Source organism: Brevundimonas sp. GW821-FHT10A07, from assembly GCF_059415785.1.
This window is the reverse complement of sequence record NZ_JBWKNX010000011.1, coordinates 1-26,674: the sequence shown is the minus strand read 5'-3', so window position 1 is coordinate 26,674 and position 26,674 is coordinate 1. Positions and strand designations below refer to the sequence as shown.

The 26,674-nt window shown below is 65.0% G+C and carries 30 protein-coding genes and 1 tRNA gene; 24 read left to right on the top strand and 7 right to left on the bottom strand.

The window, feature by feature from the left end; genetic code table 11:
* Position 1: 1 nt before the first annotated feature.
* From AC07NC_RS10550 to AC07NC_RS10535, 4 genes are read right to left on the bottom strand one after another with little or no spacing between them, the layout of a single operon-like run.
* Positions 2-529 carry a dihydrofolate reductase gene (locus AC07NC_RS10550; protein WP_154725503.1) on the bottom strand — a complete coding sequence of 176 codons (528 nt, stop codon included), beginning with the start codon at positions 527-529 and terminating at the stop codon, positions 2-4.
* A complete protein-coding gene (locus tag AC07NC_RS10545; RefSeq protein ID WP_494569508.1) occupies positions 526-837 on the bottom strand; it encodes a phosphoribosyl-ATP pyrophosphohydrolase in 312 nt (103 codons plus the stop codon). Before AC07NC_RS10545 ends, AC07NC_RS10550 begins: the two co-directional genes overlap by 4 nt.
* Positions 834-1,685, bottom strand: coding sequence for a TIR domain-containing protein (locus tag AC07NC_RS10540; protein ID WP_494569507.1), 852 nt, complete (start codon positions 1,683-1,685; stop codon positions 834-836). The genes AC07NC_RS10545 and AC07NC_RS10540 overlap by 4 nt, the downstream gene beginning before the upstream one ends.
* Positions 1,682-2,527 (bottom strand): thymidylate synthase, encoded by an 846-nt coding sequence (locus AC07NC_RS10535; RefSeq protein ID WP_494569506.1) that lies wholly within the window; start codon positions 2,525-2,527, stop codon positions 1,682-1,684. Before AC07NC_RS10535 ends, AC07NC_RS10540 begins: the two co-directional genes overlap by 4 nt.
* Before the next feature lie 253 nt (positions 2,528-2,780).
* Here AC07NC_RS10535 and hemA point away from each other — a divergent pair, with 253 nt between their 5' ends.
* The 12 genes from hemA to AC07NC_RS10475 all read left to right on the top strand — a co-directional run bounded on the left by hemA (position 2,781) and on the right by AC07NC_RS10475 (position 13,262).
* The gene (gene hemA / locus AC07NC_RS10530; protein WP_494569505.1) at positions 2,781-4,007 is read left to right on the top strand and encodes a 5-aminolevulinate synthase; all 1,227 of its coding nucleotides are present in this window, start codon (positions 2,781-2,783) and stop codon (positions 4,005-4,007) included.
* Positions 4,008-4,014: 7 nt separating this feature from the next.
* Positions 4,015-4,197, top strand: coding sequence for a DUF6898 family protein (locus AC07NC_RS10525; RefSeq protein ID WP_492070472.1), 183 nt, complete (start codon positions 4,015-4,017; stop codon positions 4,195-4,197).
* A gap of 83 nt (positions 4,198-4,280) precedes the next feature.
* Positions 4,281-5,564 carry a serine hydroxymethyltransferase gene (gene glyA, locus AC07NC_RS10520; protein WP_494569504.1) on the top strand — a complete coding sequence of 428 codons (1,284 nt, stop codon included), beginning with the start codon at positions 4,281-4,283 and terminating at the stop codon, positions 5,562-5,564.
* An 8-nt stretch (positions 5,565-5,572) separates the two neighbouring features.
* Positions 5,573-6,058 carry a transcriptional regulator NrdR gene (gene nrdR / locus AC07NC_RS10515; protein WP_008264203.1) on the top strand — a complete coding sequence of 162 codons (486 nt, stop codon included), beginning with the start codon at positions 5,573-5,575 and terminating at the stop codon, positions 6,056-6,058.
* Positions 6,058-6,684: a RibD family protein gene (locus tag AC07NC_RS10510; RefSeq protein ID WP_494569503.1), complete on the top strand. Its 627-nt coding sequence runs from the start codon at positions 6,058-6,060 to the stop codon at positions 6,682-6,684. Before nrdR ends, AC07NC_RS10510 begins: the two co-directional genes overlap by 1 nt.
* 90 nt (positions 6,685-6,774) lie before the next feature.
* Positions 6,775-7,365, top strand: coding sequence for a riboflavin synthase (locus AC07NC_RS10505; protein ID WP_494569502.1), 591 nt, complete (start codon positions 6,775-6,777; stop codon positions 7,363-7,365).
* Entirely contained in the window at positions 7,365-8,498 is a 1,134-nt protein-coding gene (gene ribB / locus AC07NC_RS10500; protein ID WP_494569501.1) for a 3,4-dihydroxy-2-butanone-4-phosphate synthase, read from the top strand. Before AC07NC_RS10505 ends, ribB begins: the two co-directional genes overlap by 1 nt.
* Positions 8,495-8,956 carry a 6,7-dimethyl-8-ribityllumazine synthase gene (ribH, locus tag AC07NC_RS10495; RefSeq protein ID WP_008263826.1) on the top strand — a complete coding sequence of 154 codons (462 nt, stop codon included), beginning with the start codon at positions 8,495-8,497 and terminating at the stop codon, positions 8,954-8,956. The genes ribB and ribH overlap by 4 nt, the downstream gene beginning before the upstream one ends.
* Positions 8,953-9,477 carry a transcription antitermination factor NusB gene (gene nusB, locus AC07NC_RS10490; RefSeq protein ID WP_008258889.1) on the top strand — a complete coding sequence of 175 codons (525 nt, stop codon included), beginning with the start codon at positions 8,953-8,955 and terminating at the stop codon, positions 9,475-9,477. The genes ribH and nusB overlap by 4 nt, the downstream gene beginning before the upstream one ends.
* Positions 9,477-10,466, top strand: coding sequence for a thiamine-phosphate kinase (gene thiL / locus AC07NC_RS10485; RefSeq protein WP_494569500.1), 990 nt, complete (start codon positions 9,477-9,479; stop codon positions 10,464-10,466). Before nusB ends, thiL begins: the two co-directional genes overlap by 1 nt.
* Positions 10,467-10,509: 43 nt before the next feature.
* Positions 10,510-10,941: a hypothetical protein gene (locus tag AC07NC_RS10480; RefSeq protein ID WP_154725498.1), complete on the top strand. Its 432-nt coding sequence runs from the start codon at positions 10,510-10,512 to the stop codon at positions 10,939-10,941.
* A gap of 173 nt (positions 10,942-11,114) precedes the next feature.
* Positions 11,115-13,262 carry a sodium-translocating pyrophosphatase gene (locus AC07NC_RS10475; protein WP_494569499.1) on the top strand — a complete coding sequence of 716 codons (2,148 nt, stop codon included), beginning with the start codon at positions 11,115-11,117 and terminating at the stop codon, positions 13,260-13,262.
* An 81-nt stretch (positions 13,263-13,343) separates the two neighbouring features.
* On the opposite strand, the gene AC07NC_RS10470 is transcribed toward AC07NC_RS10475, so the two are convergent.
* On the bottom strand, positions 13,344-13,823 hold the full coding sequence (locus AC07NC_RS10470) for an outer membrane protein assembly factor BamE (RefSeq protein ID WP_008262615.1): 480 nt from the start codon (positions 13,821-13,823) through the stop codon (positions 13,344-13,346).
* A 91-nt stretch (positions 13,824-13,914) separates the two neighbouring features.
* On the opposite strand from AC07NC_RS10470, the gene AC07NC_RS10465 reads away from it, so the two are divergent.
* The 9 genes from AC07NC_RS10465 (at position 13,915) to AC07NC_RS10425 (ending at position 19,896) form a co-directional block, all read left to right on the top strand.
* A complete protein-coding gene (locus AC07NC_RS10465; protein ID WP_008259732.1) occupies positions 13,915-14,439 on the top strand; it encodes a ubiquinol-cytochrome C chaperone family protein in 525 nt (174 codons plus the stop codon).
* Positions 14,440-14,443: 4 nt separating this feature from the next.
* Positions 14,444-14,962 (top strand): YceD family protein, encoded by a 519-nt coding sequence (locus AC07NC_RS10460; RefSeq protein WP_494569498.1) that lies wholly within the window; start codon positions 14,444-14,446, stop codon positions 14,960-14,962.
* A gap of 106 nt (positions 14,963-15,068) precedes the next feature.
* On the top strand, positions 15,069-16,145 hold the full coding sequence (gene plsX / locus AC07NC_RS10455; protein ID WP_494569497.1) for a phosphate acyltransferase PlsX: 1,077 nt from the start codon (positions 15,069-15,071) through the stop codon (positions 16,143-16,145).
* Entirely contained in the window at positions 16,142-17,119 is a 978-nt protein-coding gene (locus tag AC07NC_RS10450) for a beta-ketoacyl-ACP synthase III (RefSeq protein WP_494569496.1), read from the top strand. The genes plsX and AC07NC_RS10450 overlap by 4 nt, the downstream gene beginning before the upstream one ends.
* Positions 17,120-17,195: 76 nt before the next feature.
* Positions 17,196-17,504: an integration host factor subunit alpha gene (locus tag AC07NC_RS10445; RefSeq protein WP_035306862.1), complete on the top strand. Its 309-nt coding sequence runs from the start codon at positions 17,196-17,198 to the stop codon at positions 17,502-17,504.
* Between the two features lie 5 nt (positions 17,505-17,509).
* Positions 17,510-17,962, top strand: a complete 453-nt coding sequence (locus tag AC07NC_RS10440) for a MerR family transcriptional regulator (protein ID WP_035306827.1) — start codon at positions 17,510-17,512, stop codon at positions 17,960-17,962.
* Positions 17,963-18,003: 41 nt separating this feature from the next.
* Positions 18,004-18,080 (top strand) — tRNA-Pro (locus tag AC07NC_RS10435).
* 229 nt (positions 18,081-18,309) lie between these two features.
* Positions 18,310-19,461 carry a ribosome small subunit-dependent GTPase A gene (gene rsgA, locus AC07NC_RS10430; protein WP_494569495.1) on the top strand — a complete coding sequence of 384 codons (1,152 nt, stop codon included), beginning with the start codon at positions 18,310-18,312 and terminating at the stop codon, positions 19,459-19,461.
* Positions 19,462-19,569: 108 nt separating this feature from the next.
* Entirely contained in the window at positions 19,570-19,896 is a 327-nt protein-coding gene (locus AC07NC_RS10425; RefSeq protein ID WP_492070481.1) for a hypothetical protein, read from the top strand.
* A 363-nt stretch (positions 19,897-20,259) separates the two neighbouring features.
* On the opposite strand, the gene AC07NC_RS10420 is transcribed toward AC07NC_RS10425, so the two are convergent.
* Together AC07NC_RS10420 and AC07NC_RS10415 are read right to left on the bottom strand one after the other, a co-directional pair.
* The gene (locus tag AC07NC_RS10420; protein ID WP_494569494.1) at positions 20,260-20,457 is read right to left on the bottom strand and encodes a hypothetical protein; all 198 of its coding nucleotides are present in this window, start codon (positions 20,455-20,457) and stop codon (positions 20,260-20,262) included.
* A gap of 129 nt (positions 20,458-20,586) precedes the next feature.
* Positions 20,587-21,186, bottom strand: a complete 600-nt coding sequence (locus AC07NC_RS10415; RefSeq protein WP_304412775.1) for a recombinase family protein — start codon at positions 21,184-21,186, stop codon at positions 20,587-20,589.
* Between the two features lie 309 nt (positions 21,187-21,495).
* Here AC07NC_RS10415 and AC07NC_RS10410 point away from each other — a divergent pair, with 309 nt between their 5' ends.
* The 3 genes from AC07NC_RS10410 to AC07NC_RS10400 are packed head-to-tail and all read left to right on the top strand — an operon-like array spanning position 21,496 to position 26,362.
* A complete protein-coding gene (locus AC07NC_RS10410) occupies positions 21,496-23,019 on the top strand; it encodes a TolC family protein (protein WP_494569493.1) in 1,524 nt (507 codons plus the stop codon).
* Entirely contained in the window at positions 23,016-24,077 is a 1,062-nt protein-coding gene (locus AC07NC_RS10405) for an HlyD family secretion protein (RefSeq protein ID WP_494569492.1), read from the top strand. The genes AC07NC_RS10410 and AC07NC_RS10405 overlap by 4 nt, the downstream gene beginning before the upstream one ends.
* The gene (locus AC07NC_RS10400; RefSeq protein ID WP_494569491.1) at positions 24,062-26,362 is read left to right on the top strand and encodes an ABC transporter permease; all 2,301 of its coding nucleotides are present in this window, start codon (positions 24,062-24,064) and stop codon (positions 26,360-26,362) included. Before AC07NC_RS10405 ends, AC07NC_RS10400 begins: the two co-directional genes overlap by 16 nt.
* Positions 26,363-26,674: the final 312 nt, after the last annotated feature.

The following is a 26,674-nucleotide window of genomic DNA, read 5'->3' as shown; positions in this document are numbered from 1 at the left end:
CCTAGCGACGTTCCAGCACACGGAAGGTGAAGGCGTGGTCATCCTTCTCGCCCGCCGTGTGGACTTCTGACGATACCTCGGTCCAGGCCGTTTCGTCGAACGGTGGAAAGACCGCGTCTCCTTCGGGGGCGGCGTCCACCTCGGTGATATAGAGGCGACGCGCGCGGGGCAGGGCGGCGGCGAACAGGGCGGTGCCGCCGATGACGCAGATCTCGTCCACGCCGTCCTCCTCGGCCGTCTCCCGCGCGATCTCGATCGCCTCATCCAGTGTGGCGCAGACCAGGGCGCCCTTGGACATGCCGTCGGCCTCGTAGGATTCGTCCTTGGTCAGCACCAGGTTCAGCCGGCCGGGCAGGGGTTTGAGCGGCAGGCTCTCCCAGGTCTTGCGCCCCATCAGACACGGCTTGCCCACGGTGATGGCCTTGAACCGCTGCAGGTCCGAGCGCAGCCGCCAGGGCAGGTCGCCGTCACGGCCGATGACGCCGTTGCGCCCGCGGGCGACGACCAGGGAGATCAGGGGAATGCTCATGGCGTGTCTTCCGTCTGGGGTTCGAGCCATTTGAGCCATTTGCGCCGCATGGCCGTTTCCAGATCAACGCCTGCGCCCGCGCAATAGATCAGCAGCATGCCCAGAACGTCGGCCGCCTCGTCGCCCAGGGCGTCAGCGTCGGGCGTTCCGCGCGCCCGTCCGGACAGACGCAGATGCTCGGCCGTCAGCTCGCCCAGCTCTTCCTGGAGCTTCAGCAAAGCCCAGTCGCGGTCGCGGTCGATCTGATGTTCAGCGGCGTAGATGTCTGAGATGCGCAGGACGGCGGTCTTCAAGTCGGAAAGCGTCATCCCGCGTCCTGGTGCCATGTTCGGACCAGCTGCCCAAGTGGAGGAATGGGATTCCATGCGTCTGCCGGCTCTGACCCTAACGGCACAAAATATGAATAAACAAGCTGCCAGACGGACGTCATAGGTGCCAGAAAATCTCTTCGGGCGAGAGCTTCGTCGACAGAGCCGGTCAGAACGCCGTCCGCCACGCTGTTGAGAAACTGATATACCTGAGAAATGGCCTTGCTCGCCTCGCCTGTTGCGTCATCTGACATGTGTGTCGGTACGCCTGAACTGAGCGTGCGCCGGAGCTCGTCCAGAGGCGGAGAGCACCACTGCTGCCAAAGCAACTCCGCGAGTTCTAACGGTGTAGAGAGGCGCTGATTGCTGGTAGGCGGATGGGCAACCTGAGGTGCGATCGATCGGAGCGCTTGCCGAACTCGATTTGATGCAGGGCCAAGCGCCGCCCTCAAATTTCCGTCTGAGCGATTAGAAACATAACGAAGTGGCTCAACACCAATTAAATCCGACGGCAGGTGAAGTTCCTCACCGTGGGGTACGGCATAGAAGCACCTCGTCGGCCCAAGAGCTCCAACAAATAGCCCGAGCTCAAAGATGACATTGTCCCGGGCCGAAGCATACCTATGGCCGCGCATTTCGATGATGTCGTCAGGCGTGAAGACAAAGATGGCGAACTCGACCCTTCCGCTATAGGCAAAAAGGTCAGTCAAAGACGCCGTGTTGGGTTGAAACACCCCCTGAGACCAAACCGTGGGTTCGCAGTCGAACTCGAGATTTTCCTGAATGGCATAAGCTACATCAAGCCCTTCGACCGATGAGCCGATAAATAAAGGTGGGCGGCGGATCACTTTGAGACTGCGGCCTTGATGTGCGGCCAGGCTTCGTAACCCTCGAGCGTGAAGTCCGACAGTTCGAAGGCGAACTGGTCGGTCTTGGGCGCGATGCGCATGACCGGCAGGGGCAGGGGCTCGCGCGTCAGCTGGAGTTCGGCCTGTTCCAGGTGGTTCAGATACAGGTGGGCGTCGCCGAAGGTGTGGACGAAGTCGCCGGGCTCAAGTCCGACCACCTGGGCCAGCATCATGGTGAGCAGGGCGTAGGAGGCGATGTTGAACGGCACGCCCAGGAAGACGTCGGCGCTGCGCTGGTACAGCTGGCAGCTCAGCTTGCCGTCTGCGACGAAGAACTGGAACAGGCAGTGGCAGGGCGGCAGGGCCATGTCGTCGACATCGGCCGGGTTCCACGCCGTGACGATGTGGCGGCGGCTGTTGGGGTTGGTCTTCAGGCCGTGGACCAGTTTCTCGATCTGGTCGATGACGCGGCCGTCGGGCGCGGTCCACGACCGCCACTGCTTGCCATAGACCGGGCCCAGTTCGCCCTCGGCGTCGGCCCATTCGTCCCAGATGCGGACGCCGTTGTCCTTGAGCCAGCCGATATTGGTCTCGCCGCGCAGGAACCACAGCAGTTCGACGATGATCGACCGCAGGTGCAGCTTCTTGGTCGTCAGGACGGGGAAGCCCTTCGACAGGTCGAACCGCATCTGGCGGCCAAAGACGCCCAGGGTCCCCGTGCCGGTGCGGTCGTCGCGTCGCACGCCGTTGTCCAGGATGTCGCGCAGCAGGTTCAGATACTGCCGCTCCGGATGGTCGGCGGGCGCGGCCGCGCTGCGCGCCTGGAGGTCGGCTTGGATCATCTGAACGGTCATGACCTCAAACTGCCCCAGAATTCGATTCGTGACCGGGCAAATCGGTTGCGGCGGTCGGGCGTCCACAGGAATCGAATCGGTCGCTGGACGGCTTCAAATGTCGAACACCCTGCCGACGGAACCTGAGAACCGTTATCAATGAAGGTTTTAGGTCGTTTTGTCCATGCTCAGGACATGGACAAGCTTCGGTGTCGGGCGCAAAGAAAAGATAGAGATCGCCATAAGCGAAAGAACGAATATCGTGTTCGACTATAAGGCCGCCTTTGAAAACTCGGTGGAGCAGGTGCGCAGCGAAGGACGGTATCGCGTCTTCGCCGACCTGAAGCGCGTTCGCGGGCAATTCCCGCAGGCTGTGCGCCGCCGCGAGGACGGGTCCGAGCAGGACGTCGTCATCTGGTGCTCGAACGACTATCTGGGCATGGGCCAGCACCCGGTCGTGCTGAAGGCCATGCAGGACGAGATCGACGCCGTGGGCGCGGGCGCCGGCGGCACGCGCAACATCTCCGGCACGACGCGCTCGGCGGTGGATCTGGAGGCCGAGCTGGCCGACTGGCACCAGAAGGAGGCGGCGCTGCTGTTCACCTCGGGCTATGTCGGCAACGAGGCGACCCTGTCGACCCTGCAGAAAATCCTGCCCGGCCTGATCACCTTCTCCGACGCGTTGAACCACGCCTCGATGATCGCCGGCATCCGCCAGGGCGGCGGCGAACGGCACATCTTCAAGCATAACGACCTGGCCCATCTGGAGGCCCTGCTGGCCGCCGCTCCGGCCGGAGCGCCCAAGCTGGTCGCCTTCGAGAGCGTCTATTCGATGGACGGCGACATCGCCGACCTGGCCGGCACCATCGCCCTGGCCAGGAAATACGGCGCCATGACCTATCTGGACGAGGTCCATGCGGTGGGCCTGTATGGCGAAACCGGCGCCGGCGTGGCCGAGCGTGACGGCCTGCTGGACCAGATCGACATCATCGAATGCACCCTGGGCAAGGCCATCGGCGTCATGGGCGGCTATATCGCCGCCGACGCCGTGATCATCGACGCCGTGCGCAGCTGGGCCTCAGGCTTCATCTTCACCACCAGCCTGCCGCCCGCCCTGACGGCGGGGGCCCTGGCCTCGGTGCGGCACCTGAAGACCCATCCCGAACTGCGCGAGCAACATCAGGAACGGGCCGCGACCCTGAAGGCGCGGTTCGCCTCCGCCGGCATCCCGGTGATGGACTCGGAAAGCCATATCGTGCCGGTGCATGTCGGCGATCCGGTCCACTGCAAGATGATCTCGGACATGCTGCTGGACGAGTACGGCGTCTATGTTCAGCCGATCAACTATCCGACCGTGCCCAAGGGGACCGAGCGGCTGCGCTTTACGCCCTCGCCGAACCACACGGACGAGATGATGGACCATGTCGTCCAGGCCATGGACCGCCTGTTCGCCCACTGCAATGTGGCGCGCCGGTCGGTGGCGGCCTGAGACAGACGTGGCGGACGACGACGACCTCGGTGAGGTGATCGTCGAGACCGTGCGCAACGGCCCCTATATCAAATGCTCGGCCATCCATGTGGCCACCGGCCGCGAGGTCAGCGCTATGGGACCGGTCAACGAGCCCAAGGCCGTCGAGCGCGTGGCGATCGCGAAGTTGAGGCGGGCGCTGGGGCTTTAGAAGGCTTGGGTCGGACACAAGATATTGTGGTTCGGCGCGCTGCGGCCTAGATAGGCGGCCTTCTCAGACGCGGGGATTCCGACGTGACCGCCTTCACCCATGACGCCTATTTCACCAAGACCCTGGCCGACGCCGATCCGGACGTCTTCAAGGCCATTCAGGGCGAGATGGGGCGGCAGAAGGAACAGATCGAACTGATCGCGTCGGAGAACATCGTCTCCCAGGCGGTGCTGGACGCGCAGGGCTCGGTTCTGACGAACAAATACGCCGAGGGCTATCCTGGTCGTCGCTATTACGGCGGCTGCGAATTCGTCGATGTGACCGAGGATCTGGCGCGCGAACGGGCCAAGAAACTGTTCGGCGCGGCCTTCGCCAATGTGCAGCCCCACTCGGGCGCCCAGGCCAACCAGGCGGTGTTCTTTACGCTCTTGCAGCCGGGTGATGCGTTCCTGGGCATGGACCTGGCCTGCGGCGGGCACCTGACGCACGGGTCGCCGGCGAACCAGTCGGGCAAGTGGTTCCGGCCCGTGACCTACAAGGTCCGCGAAGACACCCATCTGATCGACTATGACCACGTGGCGGAGATGGCGCAGAAGGAGAAGCCGAAGCTGATCCTGGCCGGCGCCTCGGCCTATAGCCGCCACATCGACTTCAAGCGGTTCCGCGAGATCGCCGACAGCGTCGGCGCCTATCTGATGGTGGACATGGCCCACTACGCCGGCCTGGTGGCCGGGGGCGCCTATCCTGATCCGATCCCGCACGCCCATGTCGTGACCACGACGACTCACAAGACCCTGCGCGGCCCGCGCGGCGGCATGATCCTGTCCAACGACGTCGAGCTGGGCAAGAAGATCAACTCGGCCGTCTTCCCCGGCCTGCAGGGCGGGCCGCTGGAGCATGTGATCGCGGCCAAGGCCGTGGCCTTCGGCGAGGCGCTGCAGCCCGAGTTCAAGCTGTACGCCCATCAGGTGGTCAAGAACGCCCAGGCCCTGGCCGGCGTCCTGGTCGAGCGCGGTCTGGCCATCGTCTCGGGCGGCACCGACAGCCACCTGGCCCTGGTCGATCTGCGGCCCAAGGGCGTGACCGGCAAGGCGACCGAGCACGAGCTCGAGAAGGCGCTGATGACCTGCAACAAGAACGGCGTGCCGTTCGACACCGCCCCCTTCACCGTCACCTCGGGCGTTCGCCTGGGCACCCCGGCGGGCACGACGCGCGGCTTCGGCGAGGACGAGTTCAAGCAGATCGGCCACTGGATCGCCGACGTCGTCTCGTCGATGAACGGCGGGGATGAAGCCGATCCGGCCGTGGTCGCGGGCGTGGCGGCCCAGGTGCGGGAGCTGACCAACCGCTTCCCCATCTACCGATGATCTGACCGATGAAGTGCCCCTTCTGCGGTCATCAGGACACCCAGGTTAAGGACAGCCGGCCGTCGGACGACGGCTCGGCGATCCGACGCCGTCGATCCTGTCCGAACTGCAACGGGCGCTTCACCACCTTCGAACGGGTGCAACTGCGCGAACTGGTGATCCTGAAGCGCAACGGGCGGCGCACGCCGTTCGACCGCGACAAGCTGGAGCGGTCGCTGGGCGTGGCCCTGCGCAAACGGCCGGTCCAGCCCGAACAGGTCGAGCAGATGGTCAACCGGATCGTGCGCCAGCTGGAGAGCCTGGGCGAGACCGAGGTGCCGTCGAGCACGGTTGGGGACTTCATCATGAAGGCTCTGAAGGGCGTGGATGAGGTGGCCTATGTCCGCTACGCCTCGGTCTACAAGGACTTCCGCCATACCGGCGATTTCGCCAAATTCCTGGGCGCCGAAGGTTTTGCCGATGGGGGCTTCGACGAGCCCTCCGACAAGGCCTGATGCGCGTCACCCTGAAGCTGGCCACGTCGCTGGATGGGCGTATCGCCACGGCCACGGGCGAAAGCCGGTGGATCACCGGCGAGGCGGCGCGGCTGGAAGGCCATCGGCTGCGTGCCGGCCATGACGCCATTCTGGTGGGCGTCGAGACGGTGCTGAAGGACGACCCCGAACTGACCGCGCGCCTGCCGGGGCGCAGCGTGGATCAGCCGCTGCGGGTGGTGCTGGACAGCCGGCTGCGCACGCCGGCGACGGCGAAACTGGCGGGCGAGAACACCCTGATCCTGACGACGGTCGAACCGAAGCCCGTCGGCGCAGCCCAGGTGCGGCGGGTCGAGGCCGAAGACGAGGACGGACGTCCGGCGATCCCGGCGGTGCTGAAGGCGCTGAAGGCGGCGGGCGTGTCGTCGGTGCTGATCGAGGGCGGCGGCCAGGTCGCGGCGTCCTTTCTGCGAGCGGGAACGGTGGACCGGCTGGAGTGGTTCCGGGCGCCGATCCTGCTGGGCGGGGAGGGGCGGCCCTGCGTGGCGGCCTTTGCTCTTGCAAAGCTGGCCGACGCCCCCAAGTTCCGTCGCCTGGGCGTTACGCCCGTCGGAGACGATCTGTGGGAGCGCTACGAGCGATCGTGACGCCGCCGCCGGGCGTTTTCGCCGGTCGATTTCAGACGATTCATACTATTCAGACTGTGTTTTTTGGGTCCGGAAGGGACCGGAGCCGAAATGTTCACCGGAATCGTCACCGACATCGGGCGCGTTCGCGACGTCCGCGAGACGGAGCGGGATCGCCGCTATGAGATCCAGACCGCCTGGGACGTTTCCGGGATCGACCTGGGCGCCTCGATCAGCCACGCGGGCTGCTGCCTTACGGTGACGGAGAAGGGGCCGGATTGGTTTGCGGTCGAGGTGTCGAACGAGACCCTGTCCAAGACCACCCTGGGCGCGTGGAAGGCCGGCGACGGCGTCAATCTGGAACGCGCCGCCAAACTGGGTGACGAGATGGGCGGCCATGTGGTCTCGGGCCATGTCGACGGCCTGGGCCGCGTCGTCTCGATCACGCCGGAGGGCGGGTCGCACCGGGTCGAGGTCGAGGCGCCGGCGCCGCTGCACCGCTATATCGCCGCCAAGGGCTCGATCACCGTGGACGGGGTGTCCCTGACGGTGAACAGCGTCGCGGGACAGGTGTTTTCGTTGAATATCATTCCGCATACGTGGGATGTGACGACCCTGGGCCGTCTGAAGGCGGGCGATCCGGTCAATCTCGAGATCGACATGCTGGCGCGATACCTCGCGCGGTGGCAGGAGACGGCGTGATGCAATTGGCCGCAAACATGAACGACAGCCCGATCAGTCCCATTGAGGACATTCTTGAGGACGCCCGCAACGGCCGTCCCTACATCCTGGTGGACGCCGAGGACCGCGAGAACGAGGGGGACATCATCATCCCCGCCCAGTTCGCGACCCCCGACCAGATCAATTTCATGATCCGCCAGGCCCGCGGGCTGGTGTGCCTGGCCCTGACGGCCGAGCGGGCCAATCAGCTGCGGCTGCCGCCGATGGCGGCCGACAATCGCGAGAGCATGAAGACCGCCTTCACCGTCTCGATTGAGGCCAAGGACGGCGTGACCACGGGGATTTCGGCGGCCGACCGGTCGCGCACCATTCATGTGGCCACCGACGCCTCGAAGGGCATGGACGACATCGTCTCGCCCGGCCACATCTTCCCCCTGGTGGCGCGCGACGGCGGGGTTCTGGTCCGCGCCGGCCATACTGAGGCCGCCGTGGACATCAGCCGCATGGCGGGCCTGACGCCGGCCGGGGTGATCTGCGAGATCATCAAGGACGACGGCGAGATGGCGCGGATGCCCGATCTGGTCGCCTTCGCTCAACTTCATGGACTGAAGATCGGCACCATCGCCGACCTGATCGCCTATCGCCGCCGCACCGAACGGTTCGTCGAACGGATCATGGATACGCCGTTCGAAAGCGTCCACGGCGGCCCGTTCCGCCTGATGCTGTACCGGAACACCATCGAGGGCGCGGAACACGTCGCCCTGGTGCACGGCAAGATCGACCCGTCCAAGCCGACCCTGGTGCGGATGCACCAGGTGGATTTCGCCTGCGACCTGCTGGGCCACGTCGAGACGCGCCAGGACTATGTGCCCAAGGCCCTGAAACAGATCACCGACCATGACGGGCCGGGCGTGGTCGTCTTCCTGCGCGATCCGTCGCTGAACTCGCTGGCGGAGCGTCTGGCGGGCGTGGACAGGCCGGCGGCGGTGGACCGGTCGCTGCGGGCCTATGGCGTGGGCGCGCAGATCCTGCTGGACCTGGGCGTCAAGGACATGATCGTGATGAGTTCGACGCGGCCTGAACCGACGGCGCTTGAGGGCTATGGCCTGCGCATCGTCGGCTGGCGCGACATGGATGGAGAAGACAAGGCGTGACCGAGGCCCCCCGTATTCTGATCGTCGAGGCGCGCTTCTACGACGAATTGGCCGACGCCCTGCTGGAGGGCGCCAAGGAGACGTTGAAGGCGCGCGGCGCCGAGTTCGACGTCGTCACCGTGCCGGGCGCCCTCGAGATCCCGGCCGTCATCGCCATGGCCGAAGAGGCCGGACGGTTCCCGACCGCGCCCCGTTACGACGGCTATGTCGCCCTGGGCTGCGTGATCCGCGGCGAGACCTATCATTTCGAGATCGTCTCGGACCAGTCGGCGGCCGGCCTCATGGCCCTGGGCGTCAAGGGACTGCTCATCGGCAACGGCATCCTGACGACCGAGGACGAGGACCAGGCCTGGGCCCGGGCGCGGCTTTCCGAAGGGGATAAGGGGGGCGGGGCGGCCAAAGCCTGTCTCGAGCTCATTGCATTGAAGAAGCGGTTGCGGCTAGGCCTCGGCGCATGACTGAACCGAACAGCGTCAAAGCCGTCCTCGAACAACTGGCCGAGGCCGAGAAGCAGCGGGCCGAGCCTCATCTCAGCTCCAAACAGCGCCGTGCGCGCACGGTGTCGCGTCTCGCCGCCGTCCAGGCCCTGTACCAGATGGAGCTGGCGGGCGAGGGCGTTGAGACGGTGATCACCGAATTCGCCAACTTCCGCTTCGACACGGATATCGAGGGCGAGGCCCTGGCCGAGGCCGACGAAGCCTATTTCGCCGACATCGTGCGGGGCGTGATCGAGAGCCAGCGCGACATCGACACGGCGATCAAGGCCCGCCTGGCGTCCAACTGGAAGCTGGAGCGTATCGACGCCACCCTGCGCGCCCTCCTGCGCTCGGGCGCCTGGGAGTTGATCAAACACCCGGAGACGCCGCGCGAGGTCGTGATCGACGAATATGTCGAACTGGCCAAGGCCTTCTTCGACGACTCCGAGGCGCGGTTCGTCAATGCGGCGCTGGACGGCGTGTCCAGAGACACGCGCAAATAATGCCGTCGCTCGACGTCGCGGGCGAATTCGAGACGATCGAGAGGCTGCTGCGGCCCCTGGCCCATCCCGAATGGGGCAGGGGGCTGGCCGATGATGTGGCGGTGCTGCCGTCCCGGCCCGGTTACGACCTGGTCCTGACCAAGGACGTCATCGTCGAGGGCGTGCATTTCCTGCCCGACGATCCGCTGGAGACCGTGGCCAAGAAGCTGCTGCGGGTGAACCTGTCGGACCTGGCCGCCAAGGGCGCCGAGCCTTTCGGCTATCTGCTGGCCTGCTGCTGGTCGGACCGCTGCGGCTGGCCCGAACGCGAGGCCTTTGCGGCCGGGTTGGCGCAGGATCAGGCCCTGTTCGGGGTGTTTCTGATGGGCGGCGACACGGTCAGGACGCCGGGGCCGGCGGTGTTTTCCCTCACAGCCCTGGGCTGGGTTCCGGAGGGGGGGGCGGTGTCGCGCGCGGGCGCCCAGGTGGGAGACCTGGTCTTCGTCACCGGAACCATCGGCGATGGCCTGCTGGGGCTTCAGGCGGCGCAAGCCAAGCTGAAGCTGGACGCCGAACGGCTTGCGCGCCTGATCGACCATTACCGCACCCCCATGCCGAGGCTGGACTTCGCGGAGGTCGTCCGGAACCTGGCGACGGCGGCGGCGGACGTGTCCGACGGTCTGGCGGCGGACCTGAACCATATCGCCAAGGCCAGCGGCGTCGGCATTGCCCTGAACCTCAGCGTCCTGCCCCTGTCCGCCGCCGCCCAGGCCTGGTTCGAGGACCGGGTCGATCCGCAGGCGGCGCTGGAGGACCTGGCGACCGGCGGCGACGACTACCAGATCGTCTTCACCGCCCACCCTCGCCATGAAGAGACCCTGCGTCGCGAGGCGGAACGCCGCCTGCTGCGCCTGACCCGGATCGGGGCGGTTACGGCGGGCGAGGGCGTTGCGGTCGACTATGGGGGACGGCGGATAGAGTTGGCGCGGCGCGGCTGGACCCATGGCTGAGCCGGCAACACAATCCTAACCGCGCACCGCTAGGGTGGCGGTCATGGATCGCAGAACCTTGATCACGTCTGGAACAGTCGCCCTGGCCGGCGTCGCCGCTACGTCGGCCCGGGCCTCATCCAGCAAGACCCCCGCCGAGGCCCCGGCCTTGAGCATCCCCGGCGTCGGCCTGCCGGTGATCGCCGACGGTCGCCTTAGAAACTACGTCTTCGTCTCGCTGAAGCTGCATATCGGCGGGGGCAAGACGGTCGAGCAGATGCGGCCCAAGGAGGCGTTCTTCCGCGACGCCCTGGTCAAGGCGGCCCACCGCACCCCCTTCACTGTTGCGGGCGACTGGACGCGGCTGGACGAAAACCGGATGTCTGCGGCCCTGGTCGCGGCTGCGAACGCGATCTCTGGACGGGGCTCCGTCGCACGGGCAGAGATCATCGCCCAAAACCCGCGCCTGCGCGCCGGCATGACGCCGGGCGTCTGAAGGTCCGCAACCATGGTTGCGTCAACTTGACGCCCATGACACGCTCCCTCTGCAAATCCCAAGGGACGCACTGACGCGTCCGCCGCGCTCGGGGGGACCGGACGTCGGACAGAGGCGATAACGCCCGCCGTCGCAAGGATCCGTGCGCTTGTTGCAAGGGCATGGAAACGTCAATGACGAACTCACTTACGTTGGTCTTCGCGGCAGGCGTTCTGGCGGTGCTGTACGGCGCCGCCCAGACCGCAGTGCTGATGAGGGCGAGCACCGGCAATGACAAGATGCGAGAGATCGCCGCCGCCATTCAGGAAGGCGCCTCGGCCTATCTGAAGCGGCAATATCTGACGATCGGCATGGTCGGGGTCGTGATCCTGATCGCCGCCTATCTGCTGATCGGCGTCTATGCGGCGGTCGGCTTCGTGATCGGGGCCGTCCTGTCGGGCGCCGCCGGTTACGCCGGCATGCTGATTTCGGTGCGGGCCAATGTGCGCACGGCGCAGGCGGCGTCCGAGAGCCTGTCCAAGGGACTGAACCTGGCGTTCCGCTCGGGCGCAATCACCGGCATGTTCGTGGCGGGCGGCGCCCTGATCGGGGTGTCCGGCTACTTTATCGTTCTGACCCATCACCTGGGTCTGGGCTCGACCAGCCGCGAGGTGATCGACGGCCTGGTGGCCCTGGGCTTCGGCGCCTCGCTGATCTCGATCTTCGCCCGTCTGGGCGGCGGCATCTTCACCAAGGGCGCCGACGTGGGCGGCGACATGGTGGGCAAGGTCGAGGCCGGCATCCCCGAGGACGATCCCCGAAACGCCGCGACCATCGCCGACAATGTGGGCGACAATGTCGGCGACTGCGCCGGCATGGCGGCCGACCTGTTCGAGACCTATGCGGTGACGACGGTGGCGACCATGGTGCTGGCGGCCATCTTCTTCCGCGATCAGCCCTATGTGGGCGCCCTGATGGTGCTGCCGCTGGCGATCTGCGCAGTCTGTATCGTCACCTCGATCATCGGCAGCTTCTTCGTGCGGCTGGGCAAGAGCCAGAACATCATGGGGGCGCTGTATCAGGGGCTGATCGTGACCGGCGTCCTGTCCATCGGCGCGGTCTGGTGGGTGATCAACCAGATGGTGACGGGCCCGATCGTGACCGGAAGCGGCCTGACGATCCAGCCGATGGCCCTGTTCTGGTCCGGCATGGTCGGGCTGGCGGTGACGGCGGCCATCGTGGTGGTGACGGAATACTACACGGGGTCGAAATTCCGGCCGGTGCAGTCGGTGGCCAACGCCTCGGTCTCGGGTCACGGGACCAATGTGATTCAGGGGCTGGCGGTCTCGCTGGAGGCCACGGCGCTTCCGGCCCTGACGATCATCGTCGGCATCGTGGCCAGCTTCCAGCTGGCGGGCCTGTTCGGCATCGCCATCGCCACCACAACCATGCTGGGCGTGGCGGGGATGATCGTGGCGCTGGACGCCTTCGGGCCGGTGACGGACAACGCCGGGGGGATCGCCGAAATGGCGGGCCTGCCCAGCGAGGTGCGGCGGTCGACCGATGCGCTCGATGCGGTGGGCAACACGACCAAGGCCGTGACCAAGGGCTACGCCATCGGTTCGGCCGGCCTGGGGGCCCTGGTGCTGTTTGCGGCCTATACGTCGGACCTGCAGTATTTCTCGGCCAATCCGGCGGACTATCCCTTCTTCGCCGACATGGGGCCGATCGCCTTCGACCTGACCAACCCCTATGTGGTCGTGGGCCTGCTGTTCGGGGGGCTGTTGCCCTTCCTGTTCGGCGGCATGTCGATGATGGCGGTCGGGCGCGCGGCGGAGGCCGTGGTGGCCGAGGTGCGACGGCAGTTCCGCGAGAACCCCGGCATCATGACCTATCAGGTCAAGCCGGAGTACGGACGGGCGGTGGACATCCTGACCAAGGCCGCGATTCGCGAGATGATCGTGCCGTCGCTGTTGCCGGTGCTGTCGCCTATCGTCCTGTTCGTCGCGGTGCTGACGATTTCAGACAAGGCCAACGCCTTCGCCTCGCTGGGCGCCATGCTGATGGGGGTGATCGTCACCGGCCTGTTCGTCGCCATCTCGATGACCTCGGGCGGCGGCGCCTGGGACAACGCCAAGAAGGTGATCGAGGAAGGCTTCACCGACAAGAACGGCGTGGTCCACGGCAAGGGCTCCGAGGCCCACAAGGCGGCCGTGACCGGCGATACGGTGGGGGATCCTTACAAGGACACCAGCGGCCCGGCGGTGAATCCGATGATCAAGATCACCAATATCGTCGCCCTGCTGCTGCTGGCGGTGCTGGCGAGCGGAAATATCGGCTAAGCTTGTACGAAGACGCCCCGGAGAGTGATCTCCGGGGCGTTTTTTCTTCGGCGATGCGTCGGACCCTAGTTCGGGCGGACCTTAGTCCGGGCGGCGTTGGCCGGGGGTGTCGTCCTCGGTGCGCGGCAGCTGGCCGCGACCGACGTTGCCCAGCAACTGTTCGAGCACGGTCAGGGCGCGGCCGCGGGTCGGCGTCTCGGTCCGGTTCATCGCGATCTGCTCGCCGTCGGCCAGGCCCAGGGTGCGGACGGCGGCGACCTTGTCGCCGTTCGGCTCGAAGGTGACTTCGGTGATGGTGCGGCTGGCGACGACCGGGCGGTTGTAGGTGTATTTCTCGGTCGTCTGGCTGATGTAGTACCAGACCTGATCCGGTTCGAAGGTCGAGGTGGTCGACGGCGAACCGAGGCGGGCCAGGACGGTTTCCTTGGTGTCGGTCCCCGCGACGATGTCCTGGGGCTTGGCGTCGATGGCCTGGAAGCCGTTGGAGCCGATCATGGGCGCGCAGGCGGCGGACAGGCCAGCCAGGGAAACGGCGACGAAAAGCGGGACGAAACGAGACATGATCGGGCGCCTGCGAGAGAACAAGGTCTTTGACCTAGACGGACCTGCGTCCTAGTTCAACGGCGCGGCGGAAAAGGGGCCGTATAAAACCATGCTGAAATACCTGTTCAAACCCCGGCCCGGCGTCCGCATCGGCGACGCCCTGTACGCCCTGGCGGTGGAACAGGCGCGCCATCTCGGCTTTTACACGCGTCTGGGCGTGGCCGACCGGATCGACGCCCGCTTCGAGCTCTATACGCTGCACGTGCTGCTGCTGGTGCTGAGGCTGCGCGACGAGAACACCGAGGCCGGGCGGGACGCGGCCCAGGCCCTGTTTGACGCCTATGTCTCGGCCCTGGACCATGCGCTGCGCGAAGAAGGCGTCGGCGACGTCTCGGTCGGCAAGAAGATGCGCAAGCTGGGCGAGGCCCTGTACGGGCGGATGAACGCCTATGAGACGCCGCTGCGCGACGACGACGCGACGGCGCTGGCCGAGGCCCTGGCGCGCAATGTCTATGCAGAGACCGGGGCGGAACGGGCGAATGATCTGGCGCGCTACGCCCTGGCGGCGCGGGCCGGCCTGGCCGCGCAGGAATTCAATGATGTGCTGGCGAAGCCGGCCTGGACGGATGTTTGAGACGATGAGCGTGAGCCTTCCCTACAGCGAGACAGTGCGGATCAACCAGATCGGCGCCGGACTGAGCCGGCGGCTGGAGCCGGACGCAGACACGCGCAAGCGAATCGCTCGCGCCCTGGACCTGCAAGGTCTGGAAGATTTCACGATCGACGTGGAGGTGAAGCCGACCCCATCGACCAGCGAATGGACGCTGAAGGGCCGGGTCAGCGCCCATGCGGTCCAGACCTGCGGCCTGACGCTGGAGCCGCTGCCCGTCGACGTGGATCGCCGCTTCTCTATCCAGCTGGCCGAACGTGCGCCCACGGAGACCGACGAGATCGAGGTCACGCTGGACGAGGAGGACGCCGATCTGATCGAGGACGGCAAGATCGACCTGGGCCAGTACGCCGTCGAGCAACTGGCCCTGTCGTTGGATCCGTTCCCGCGCAAGCCAGGCGCGGAGTTCGTGCAACCGGAAGAACCGGCCGAAATCTCGCCCTTCGCCGCCCTGAAGGCGCTGAAGCCGCAGGACGGCCAAGCCTGAGGTTGACGTTAGGGCCGGGTGGTTGCATCCCCCGGCTTGGGCGCTATCGTCGAGCGCCCTATATCAAGCGTCGCGCGACAAGACGACGCGGCTATTCGAGGTCCATTTGCCAGCCCCAGTTACGATCTCGCTTGACGCCATGGGCGGCGATCACGGCCCATCCGTCGTTATTCCCGGCGTCCGCAGCTATATCCTCACCCATGGCGGGGAGGGGGTTCGTTTCCTGCTGCACGGTGACGAGACCCAGATTCGGCCTGAGTTGGCGCGCGCCGACCTGTCGGACGCTGTCGCCGAGATTCGCCACACCGAAAAGGTCGTGGCCATGGACGAGAAGCCCGCCCAGGCCATGCGCCGGGGCAAGGGCTCCAGCCTGTGGAACGCCGTCGAGGCGGTGAAGACGGGCGAGGCCGGCGGCGTGGTCTCGGCCGGCAACACCGGCGCCCTGATGGCGATCTCCAAACTGATTCTGCGCATGTCGGCGCCGGGGCTGGAGCGACCGGCCATCGTCGCCAGCTGGCCGAGCTTCAAGGGCCATACGGCGGTGCTGGACGTGGGCGCCAATATCGGCAGCGACGCCGAGCAACTGGTCGAGTTCGCCATCATGGGCGAAGCCTTCCAGTCGGCGGTGCGCGGCATCGCCCGGCCGACCATCGGCCTGCTGAACGTCGGTTCGGAAGACATGAAGGGCAACGAACAGGTCAAGGAGGCGCACGCCATCCTTCGCGATGGGCCGTTCGACCTGAATTATCACGGCTTCGTCGAAGGCGACGATATCGCCAAGGGCACGGTGGACGTGGTCGTGACCGACGGCTTCACCGGCAATATCGCCCTGAAGACGGCGGAGGGCACGGCCCGCTATATCTCGGCTCTGCTGCGCGAGGCCCTGACCTCGAACCTGCAATCCAAGCTGGGCGCCGCCATCGCCATGCCCGCCCTGAAGAAGATGCGCGAGAAGATCGATCCCAGCACCATCAACGGCGGCCCGCTGCTGGGGCTGAACGGGATCGTGGTGAAGAGCCACGGGGGCGCCGACGCCAAGGGATTCGGCAACGCCATCCGCATCGCGGTCGATCTGGCCCGCAGCGACTATATGACCAAGGTGGGCGCCAATCTGGGCAAGCTGGACGCCGTGTTCGACCATTCCAGCCCGCCCGCCGCCCCCGCCGGAGAACCCCTTCAGTGAGCGTCACCCGCAGCGCCGTGACCGGCGTCGGCTCCTATCTGCCGGAGCAGATCGTCACCAACGCCGACCTGGCCAAGTTCGTCGATACGTCCGACGAGTGGATTCAAGAACGCACCGGCATCAAACAGCGCCACAAGGCACGCGACGACCAGCCGACCAGCGATCTGGCTGTCGAGGCCGCCAGGAAGGCCCTGGCCGACGCCGGCAAGACGGCGGCGGACGTCGATCTGATCATCGTGGCCACGACCACGCCCGACATGACCTTCCCGGCCGTCGCCTCGATCGTTCAGCACAAGCTGGGCGCAGGGGTGGGCGTGGCCTTCGACGTCCAGGCCGTCTGTTCGGGCTTCGTCTACGCCTTGAGCGTGGCCGACGGTTTCGTGGCGCGCGGCCTGGCGAAATGCGCCCTGGTGATCGGCGCCGAGGAAATGACGCGGCTGATGGACTGGACCGACCGCACCACCTGCGTCCTGTTCGGCGACGGCGCGGGCGCCGTGGTGCTGGAGCCGCGCGAAGGGCAGGGGACCTCGGCCGATCAGGGGATGCTGGGCTTCGCCCTGCGCGCCGACGGCTCGAAGACCGATCTGCTCTACGTCGACGGCGGTCCGGCCACGACCGGGACCGTGGGCCATCTGCGGATGGCCGGGAATCAGGTGTTCCGTCATGCCGTGGTCAATATCGCCGAAGGCATCACCGCCGCCTGCGCCGCCGCCGGCATCGAGATCGCCGACGTCGACTGGTTCGTGCCGCATCAGGCCAATCAGCGGATCATCAAGGGCGTCGGCGACCGGCTGGGTCTGGACGAGACCAAGGTGATCTCGACCGTGGCCCTGCACGCCAACACCTCGGCCGCCTCGATCCCCCTGGCGCTGGACGCGGCGATCCAGGACGGACGGATCAAGAAGGGCGACATGGTCCTGCTGGAGGCGATGGGGGGCGGCCTGACCTGGGGCGCCTGCGCGCTGCGCCTCTAAGTCCGGCAGAGGCATTGATTTTTCGGAGACTTTGCGTCCCTATACGCCCAGCCTACCGCTACCAGACGGGGATATGATGTCAGGCCTACAGACCGTAACGCGCGCCGACCTTTGCGAAGCCGTGCATGAAGAAGTCGGTCTGTCCCGGCAGGAGTGTTCGGCCCTGGTCGAGCGCACCCTGGAACTGATCGTTGAATCCCTGGAACAGGGCGATACGGTCAAACTGTCGGGCTTCGGCGTGTTTCAGGTTCGCGAGAAGCGCGCCCGCATGGGGCGCAATCCCAAGACCGGCGAGCCGGCGGCGATCAATCCGCGCCGGGTCATCAGCTTCCGCGCCTCTCAGATCATGAAGAGCCGGGTTCACGACGCCGTCGTCGAGGCCTGAGTCCCTTGGCCAAGAGCCCAGACGCCTTCCGCACGATCTCCGAGGCGGCCGAGGAAGTCGGGGCGCCGCAGCATGTGCTGCGCTTCTGGGAAACCAAGTTCAGTTTCGTGGTTCCCGTGAAACGGGCCGGGGGGCGCCGGTTCTATCGACCGCAGGACATAGCGGTGCTGAAGGCCGTACGGCGGCTGCTGCACGACGACGGCCTGACGATTCGCGGGGTTCAGCGCCTGCACAAGGAGCAGGGGCTGAAGAAGCTGGTCGGCGCCGAGGCGGCGGCCCTGATCGAGGATGGCGAGACGTTCGCCGCCATCGCGACGCCAGTCCCGGCGCGCCCCGTCTCGATGTCGCACGCCGGGCGCGCTGAACATGCGGATCTGCAGGGTGTTCTGGCCGATCTGGAGCAGGCGAAGGCGCGTCTGGACGCCGTGCTTTCGCGGTCGGTGGAAAAGTCGTTTTAGCGTTTGCGGTCAACGGTCGCCCCGTCTATAGGGAGCGCCTTCGGAGCGTGGCGCAGCCTGGTAGCGCACTTGACTGGGGGTCAAGGGGTCGCAGGTTCGAATCCTGTCGCTCCGACCATTTCCTCTAAGGAAACGGTTGGTTAGAGGGGCCGCTTTCGGGCGGCCCCTTTGCAATTCGGGTCGCTGTCGGGCCCGCCGTCCTTTTACCAACTGCGGTGAGCGGTCATCGCCTCCGCCCTGGCCCAAGCCTCGCGCCCCGCATCATTCCAGGCCGACCCCAGTCGGCGCAGCTGTCGACGTGAGCCGTTGTCGGGGCGGATGAAATGACAGGGCGTGAGCGCCCTTGCGTGCTGAGCCTCCTGCGAGATGCTATCAGGGTGAACGGCAGGGACATTGTCGCCGCAACCAACAGGGATTCCCTTGATTTGATCGGACAATATGGATGGTCGACGTCTCTGGCGGCGGCCTTCGAGCCCCATGAGCGTGCGGGCCACACGCCGGGCCGCATCATTCTCCACCAGCGGGACGGTTACGTCGTCGCGACCGACAACGGCGAAATACGCGCCAAGGTTTCGGGGCGGCTACGTCATGAGGCGGGGGAAATCGGGCATCCGGCGGTCGGGGACTGGGTCGCCCTTTCGTTCGGCGCGCAGGAGCGTACGGCCACGATCCACGCCTTCCTGCCGCGCCGCACGGCCTTCGTCCGCAGGGCGGCCGACAGTATGCGAAAACTGCAGATCCTGGCCGCAAACGTCGATGTGGCCTTTATCGTTACCTCCCTGAACGGTGATCTCAACCTGCGCCGGATCCAGCGGTATCTGGCGGCGGCCTGGGAAAGCGGCGCCCGGCCTGTCGTGGTGCTGACGAAATCGGACCTGTGCGCCGATCCGGAGGGCCAGGCGGCCCGCGTTGCAGCCCTGGAGCCGGGCTGTCCTGTCTTGATGGTCTCGGCACGCCAAGGCGTGGGCCTCGACGCCTTGCTCGCCCAGGTGGGGAGGGGGGAGACCTGCGTGCTGATCGGCTCGTCCGGCGTCGGAAAGTCGACCCTGGTCAACGCCTTTCTGAACGAAGACCGGATGGCGACGCAGGCCATCCGCGAGACCGACGATCAGGGGCGGCACACCACCAGCCACCGCCAGCTCATCCTGCTTCCCGGCGGCCGGTTGATGCTTGACACGCCCGGTATCCGCGAAGTCGGTCTGATCGACGCCGAAGCGGGCGTGAGCGCCGTGTTCGAAGACATCGAGGGCCTGCTCCAGACGTGCCGGTTCACCAACTGCAGTCACGCCAACGAGCCGGGCTGCGCCGTGCAGGCCGCCGTGCAGAGCGGCGTGCTCGATCCCGCGCGGTGGGCGCACTACCAGAAGCTGACCCTCGAGGCGGCTGTGGCCGAGCACGAGCAGGAGCGGGCGGCGAAGGCGGTCGAGCGTCGCCGGCTGGGCGCGCTGCAGAAGGTGTACCGCGCCACCAAGAGGAACGACCGGGGCGGCGGCGACTGATCGTCCGTGATCGGTTCCAATCCTCCTCAAGACGGGTTCGGACGAATTATGGCCTTTCCCGCAGCCAATCAGGCTAGTCGAGAGTTTCAAACCTGAAAGAGTTCAAAAATGCCCGCGTACACCATCGTAACCACCAGTGCGGTCCAGGGCGGCGACACCGCCGAGGTCAACACGCTGACGGACGACTTCGCCAATGACAGCGAGGCGCTGGGCTATGCGCGTCGGATGGCCGACGAAATGATCGACATGGCCCATCAGCTCCTGCTGGATTTCGACTACAGCAATGTCGGCGTCTATGACGGCGATCTGATCGACGAGGACATCACGCCTGACCACGCATCCCTGATCGGCGTATGGGTGCTCGACGAAGACGGCTCCGCTTGCGTGACCGCAGAAGAATTCCGCGAGGGGGTGACCGAGGTCGAGCCTTCCTAATCGTCACGCAGTCGGACGTCTAAATTTCCGAGACCGCACAGGTCAGGCCCAGAGTCTCAAGAACCTGGAACACCGACAAGCTGCAACTGTGAGCGCTCCATAATCCCAAGACTCTAACTGGTTGAATTTCCAACGGTGCCATTTTCCATAATCCCGAGAATCCCATGGTTCACCGCAAGCGATGGTGCTGCATTATTGGGATTCACTGCATGGCCATAGTCGGTGCAACGCCACGCTAGTGGCTAGTGCCACCACGCAGGATCGCGGGCCGCTGAGCGATGGTGATAGCTAGCGGAGCGGAATGCGGAAGCGTTTGCCTGATGGTCAGCCGGCGCCGACGCGAGCTGTCCAGCAGCATGTTCTTTAGGGCGACAGATATCGCAACAGTCGCATGCTGATCCAAAACAACAACACGCCCGCGATCACCCCGATTTTGATCTTGTGATCCATGAACCGAACGCCCAACACGGCGAAGAATGCGCCGGCCAGGCAAAGCACGGACAGGTTTCCCATCAACCTGGCGGTCATCTTGAGCCAGATGTCGTTTTGGTAAGGCGTCATTGGCGCGTTTCCATTCAAATCGCAGCCTACACCGTATCGACGGGATGGGAAGATGCATGAAATACATCCACACCCACCCGTAACTGGTGGACTGCAAGCCGCCCTCTCGGAACGACAAAAGCGCCAGAACTATTTGCCGATCTGATCCGAAGTCCGGGCCAAAGCGCGATACAAAGTGCTGCGAGAAATCCCGAAAGTGGTCGCCACGGCTCCCATCGTCTGATCGGGATGCTGAAGTAAGAGACGGACCTGCTCAAGCTGGCGCGCCGATAGAGCCCGTTTACGCCCGCCAGTTCGTCCTCTCGCGCGAGCGGCTGCCAAGCCTGCCATGGTCCGCTCGCGGATCAGGTCTCGCTCCATTTCGGCTAGAGCCGCCATCATATGGAAGAAGAACCGTCCTGCCGGTGTCGTAGTGTCGATGCCATCAGTCAGGCTTCGAAATTCAACGCCGCGGCTCTTTAGGGCACTGACGAAATCAACAAGCTGACCGACTGTGCGGCCTAGGCGGTCAAGCTTCCAAACGACGAAGACATCTTTCTCTCGGGCAAAGCTCAAAGCCTCGCCCAATGCCTTGCGATCTACCCGCGCGCCGGACGCAGCTTCAGAGAAAATCCGCTCGCAGCCCGCCTGTTTGAGCGCGTCAATCTGGAGATCGAGGTTTTGGTCCGCAGTCGAGACCCGCGCGTATCCGATAAACATGTCGCGAAACTCGTAAACAGAGGGCTTCATGACACATAGATTATGCAACAGAGTTTAGCCACACCTTCGGCGCTGACGGTAGGGGGCGGAGTTGGATCCGGACGGTCGGGGTCACAAACGTTCGTTTGTGAGACAAACTAGTAGAGGTCGCTGAGACTTCGGTCTGCGGCTGACTCCAAGGCGACCTAAGGGATGTCAGCTTCTAGACAACTAACCTCCAACGGCGACCGCTCGATAACGAGGATCGGGCTAGGCCTTTGGCCGATTTCGCAACGCCAGCTGCTGGACGTAACGGCTGCGCTTGAGGTAGTTGGTCCTTCCTGACGGCGGGGTGAAGCTATGGGTACAGCTTGGATCGGCTGTGTTGCTTTCGGCCTTTTGGCCGGATCAGCGCCGAACGCCCTTTCGGCGATCTCCCAAGTTCAGGCCGCGTCCCAAGAGGCGGCCCAAGGCGGCGCCACAGTCGCTCTGACCTTTGCGGCTGCTCAACAACGTTTGCGCTCCAATTCCAGTCTTGGTCGCGCTGCGGGCTATGGGATGCAGGCCGCGAGGGCCCAGGCGGATGTGGCTGCCGGGCTAAATCGACCGACCGTAGCGCTCGATGCTCAGTTGATCCGTTATCGCAAAACATTCGATCTCTCGCTGGGTGACACGCTGGACCGCGCGCAGACCGAGCTCGGCACCGCCATTCCTGGGCTCATCGCGGACTTGCCCGGTGTGCCGGGTGACGTGTTGCAGAGTGTCGGTCAGCGGCTGGAAGCGGCGCTTCCCGAAATTTTCTCCGCCTTGCCGCAAGACGTCCGACTGCAGGTCGACGACACGACCTTTCGCCCCACAGTGACGGCGCTTCAGCCGATCTACACCGGCGGTGCGATTCCAGCTCTCCGACGAGCGGCGGCGGCCAATGTGGATTTGGCGCAGGCGAAGCAGCAGGAAGCGGTCAGTTTGGAGGATGTGAATCTGGCGCGGGCTTACTTTGGCCAGGTGCTGGCAGCCGAAGCACTGAAGATCGCACGGGAGACCCGTGACGGCTTCGATCTGCATTTGCGCAACGCTCGACTGCTGGAATCGCAAGGCGTGCTCAGCCACGCCCAGACGCTTCAGGTCGAAGTCGCCCGCGATGCGGCGCAGCGGCAGGTCAACAGGGCCGAACTGGAGCACGACAACGCCGTGGCGTCCCTCGCCAGGGTCGTTGACACCAATGGTGCCGTCGTTCCCACCACGCCCCTGTTCGTAAACCGCGACCCAGTCGGTCCAGCCGGCGTTTTTCTTGACCAGGCAAGCCAGGCGAACGCTCGCCTTGCGCAGGCCCAAGCCGGGCGCGATCTGGCTGAGGCGGGCGCCGATCTTGCGGCGTCACGAATGAAGCCGTCCGTCTATGCATTTGGAACCTACAATCTGAATCCAGACGACGCTCTGCCGACCGAGCCGGATTGGGCGGTCGGGATCGGCGCGCGCTACACTCTGATTTCGACGGTGGATCGACGACGCATGCTGGGCGCAGCGCGCGCTCAGGCCTCGGCTGCTGCGGAGGTGGAACGACAGGCCCGAGACGACGCCCGATTGCTGGTCACGCGAGCCTATAATCAGGCGGAATTGGCGCGTCGTCAGTTTTTGAGCATGGACAGCAGCCTGCAGGCCGCCAGCGAGAATCTTAGAGTTCAGGAGGTTGGGTTCCGTGAAGGCGAGGCCACTGCCACCTCGGTCGTAGACGCCCGCAATCTTCTGGGGGGAGCGCGTTTGCAACGCGCGGCAGCAGCTTACGAATATGATCTCAGCCTGGCCGCCCTGCTAGCGGCGTCGGGAAGCGATCTGACCTTGAACGACTATCTGCAACGCGAAGATCGGATCAGCGCGCCATGAGCGAGACGCCTCCCTTTGCCGATGCCCCGACAAACGGTGCGCCGACCATTGCGGCCAGTCGTACGTCTGCACGTCGACGCATTCTGCCTGTGATCGTGGGCGTCGGTCTCGTACTGCTGATCGGCTTCATCGTCGTGGGCCTCTTCCTTGCGGCCCGTCCTGCCAAGGATCAGGTTCAGGGCATGGTCGAGGCGGAGACCTTCACCGTTGCGACCAAGGTGCCTAGCCGAGTGGAGCGCTTCCTCGCGTCAGAGGGCGATCAAGTGAAGGCAGGTCAAGAGTTGGCTCTGATGAGCAGCCCGGAGGTTGCGGCAAAGGAGGCTCAGGCCCGCGCCTTGCTTCAGTCGAGTGAGGCCATCCAGTCGATGAGCCGCGAAGGCGCCCGCCGCGAGGATGTGCAGTCGGTCGAGTCCATCTGGCGCGCCGCCCAGGCGACGGCTCGTTTGGCGGACCAGACTGCGCGGCGGGCGGAGAACCTGTTCGCCGAAGGCGTGATTTCCGCCCAGCGCCGTGACGAAGCCGTTGCCGCTCGCGCTGCTACAGCCTCGCAGACCGAAGCCGCTCGTCAGCAGTATCTGAAGGCGTTGGCAGGCACACGGCCGCAGGAAAAATCCGTTGCCGACGCCAATGTGCAAGGCGCGCAGGCCGCCGTCGCCGAGGTTCAAAGCCTGCAAGGCGAGACGCGACTGCTCGCTCCAAATGACGGCGAGGTTGCGGAGCGTTTCGTCAATGTCGGCGAGCTCGTGCTCACGGGCGTGCCAGTCTTCACAATCGTGGACATCGGCGACCCGTGGGTTACGTTCAGTGTGCGCGAGGATCAGTTTCGCGATCTGAAAATCGGCGCGATCGTGCGTGGCGACGTGCCCGCACTCGGCCTCGCTGACGTCGCCTTCCGGATCACCGCCATCCATCCTCAAGGCGAGTTCGCCACTTGGCGCTCAACCCGGCAGTCGAGCGGCTATGACGTGCGAAGCTTTCAGGTCAAGGCCAAGCCTGTTCGCCCTGTCAACGGACTCAGGCCTGGCATGAGCGTGCTGTTCGATTGGTCCGCACGGTGAGACGCCTCGCGGCCGTCTTTGTATCGGCCGTTCGGGACGAGGCGCGCGTCTTGGTGACCCGACCGTGGGACGCGTTCGTCGCCTTTGGTCTGCCGCTGATCCTGCTGATGGTTATCGCGGCGATGCTGGCCCCTGGAGTGATCCGTCAGGCCCCGGTCGCCGTGGTGGATCAGGACCATTCGGCCTTCAGCCGCGCCGCAATTCGCAACATGGAGGCAAGCGCCGATGTTCGCGTGACCCATGCTCCAACGACGATGACGGAGGCCATGGCCTTGATGCGGCGAGGCGAGATTTACAGCGTCGCTCATTTTCCAGCAGATTTTTCTGATGGGGCATTTCGTCGGCCGGAGCAGGTGACCGTGTCGTTCAACGGCGCCTTCCAGACGGTCGGCGCCTTGTCGGCCTTGGGGCAGAGCGCGGCCATCGCATCAGCGGCCGGCCAGCAGTTGCAAGAACGCGCGCGACAGAGAGGATTGCCGGAAACAGCCTTGCAACTCCCCGCTGTCCAGGTGTCGGTCGTCGGCAATCCGCAACTCAGCTTCGAGCTTTTTCTCGGCGGACTTCTGGCGCCGGGGGTTCTTCATCTGCTGGCGGCTTGTTCCGCGGTGCTGGCGGTTGGTCGGCTGATGCAGGGCGGCTCCTTCAAACGCTTCAAGACCGAGACGGACGGCTTCACAACGACGGCTCTGATCGGGCGACTCATTCCGCACTTCGTGATCTTCAGCCTGTGGGGGTTGGCCTGGATCGCTTGGCTCAGCGGCGTCCGGGGCTGGGGTGTGGCAGGGTCTCTCCCTCTGCTGATCCTCGGCATACTCGCCTTGATGGCGGTGAGCGTTGTCTTGTCGGCTTTTCTGGTCGCCGCGCTTGGCGAGGTGGATATGGCGTTCTCGGCCACCGCCATCTATTCGGGCGCGGCTATCGCCTTTTCCAACGGCACTCTCCCTCTGGACCATGGACCGCGCTTCGCCCGAATCTGGAGCGATATTCTTCCGTATACGCACTATCTACGCCTGCAGACGGGCCAGCTAGTCACGGGTGCGATTTCCGCATCGGCATGGCGAGACTTAATGTTCCTGAGCGGCGTCGCCGTCGTTGGTCTTATTCTATCGGCGCTGTTCATCCGGGGACGAGCGCGTCTTGTCCCCAAACCAGAAGATTTGCACTTTCCGCTTCCGCAACAGGGCGTTATCGCCGCCTTCGCCGCGACTTTCCGGAACCTGCCGCGTGCGCGACCGGTCAGCAGCCTACTGATCCTGGCGGTCGTCTTTTACGCCTTTTACTATCCGGCCGCCTATGCCGGACAGGCCGCGACGGGACTACCCATCGCTATAGCGACCCCGACGCAGACAGCGCTGACCCGCACCCTTGTCGAAGACCTGAATGCTTCGCGCGAGATCGAGGTCGCCGCCGTGATTTCATCCCCCGCTGAGGGCTTCGAACTGATGCGGCGCGGCGTGGTCGATGGGGTCGTCGTCCTGCCTCAGCGTTTTGAGGCCGATCTGTTCAGGGGGGCGCCGACGGGCGTGGCCATCTGGCTGAACGGCGGTTATCTGGTTCGTGTCACAGCGGTCGGCAGAGCCGTCGTCGCCGCAGCAGCGCAGGTCGCCGAGGCGCAGTTGAAAGGGCTGCCTGATATCGCCCGCGCCGTCAGATTGGCGCCGACCCTGAAGCAGGTTTCCCTCTTCAACCCAACTGAGGGCTATGGCGGCTATGCCGTGCCGGCGGTCAGTCTTATCATCCTGCAGCAGACGCTATTGCTGGGCGCGGGCGTGATCACAGCGGTGCGTCGAGAGACCGGTGCGGCTACGCTGAAACGTAGCGCGCGCTTGGGTCTTTGGCTGGCGCTTACGGCGATTGGGACAGCGTCCAGCCTCTTCTATTTCGGTTTCGTGTTCTGGTTTCAGGACTATCCCCGCGCCGGCAACCTGATCGGCGTTCTACTGCTGGCGCCCATTTTTTCAGCAGCGGTCGCCGCTGTGGGTCTGCTTCTAGGCGCGCTTTTCGATCGCCATGAGAGGGTCTTGCAGGTTCTGGTCGGCACTTCCGCGCCCTTGTTTTTCCTGTCCGGCGCTGCGTGGCCGCATTTCATGATGCCTGACGGTCTCGTCTGGTTCGCGCACCTTTCACCTTGCACCGCTGCCGTTCAGGCCTTTGTTCGCCTGAACGCCATGGGCGCCAGCCTTTCAGAAGTCTCAGGTTTGGCAGCCATTTTGACAGCCCTCGCCGTCGTCTATGGCGGTTTGTGGGTGGTGCGTGGACCAGTGCGTTCTGACCTGCGTCAATGACGTCAGGCGCGAACAAATCAGTTAGCTAGGGAGAAACAAAAACTCTATCTCGAGATCGATGGCGCACTGCGGATATCGGATCCTATCGCGCTTTGGCTGACATTCGCGCTATCCATCGAAGCTGAACTGTTCAAACATCGGCGACGGGCCTAGATCAGAACTCAGCGAACATCAGTAGCCAGGCCCACGCCGAGCTTCTATGTCGCGTTCTTGCAATGCTGACAATGTCCGCTTCTGATGCTGTGGACGGCTCTCCAACCCACCGGCGGCGTTAGGCCTCCGGCAGAGCTGGAGGAGAGCCATGGGACAGGT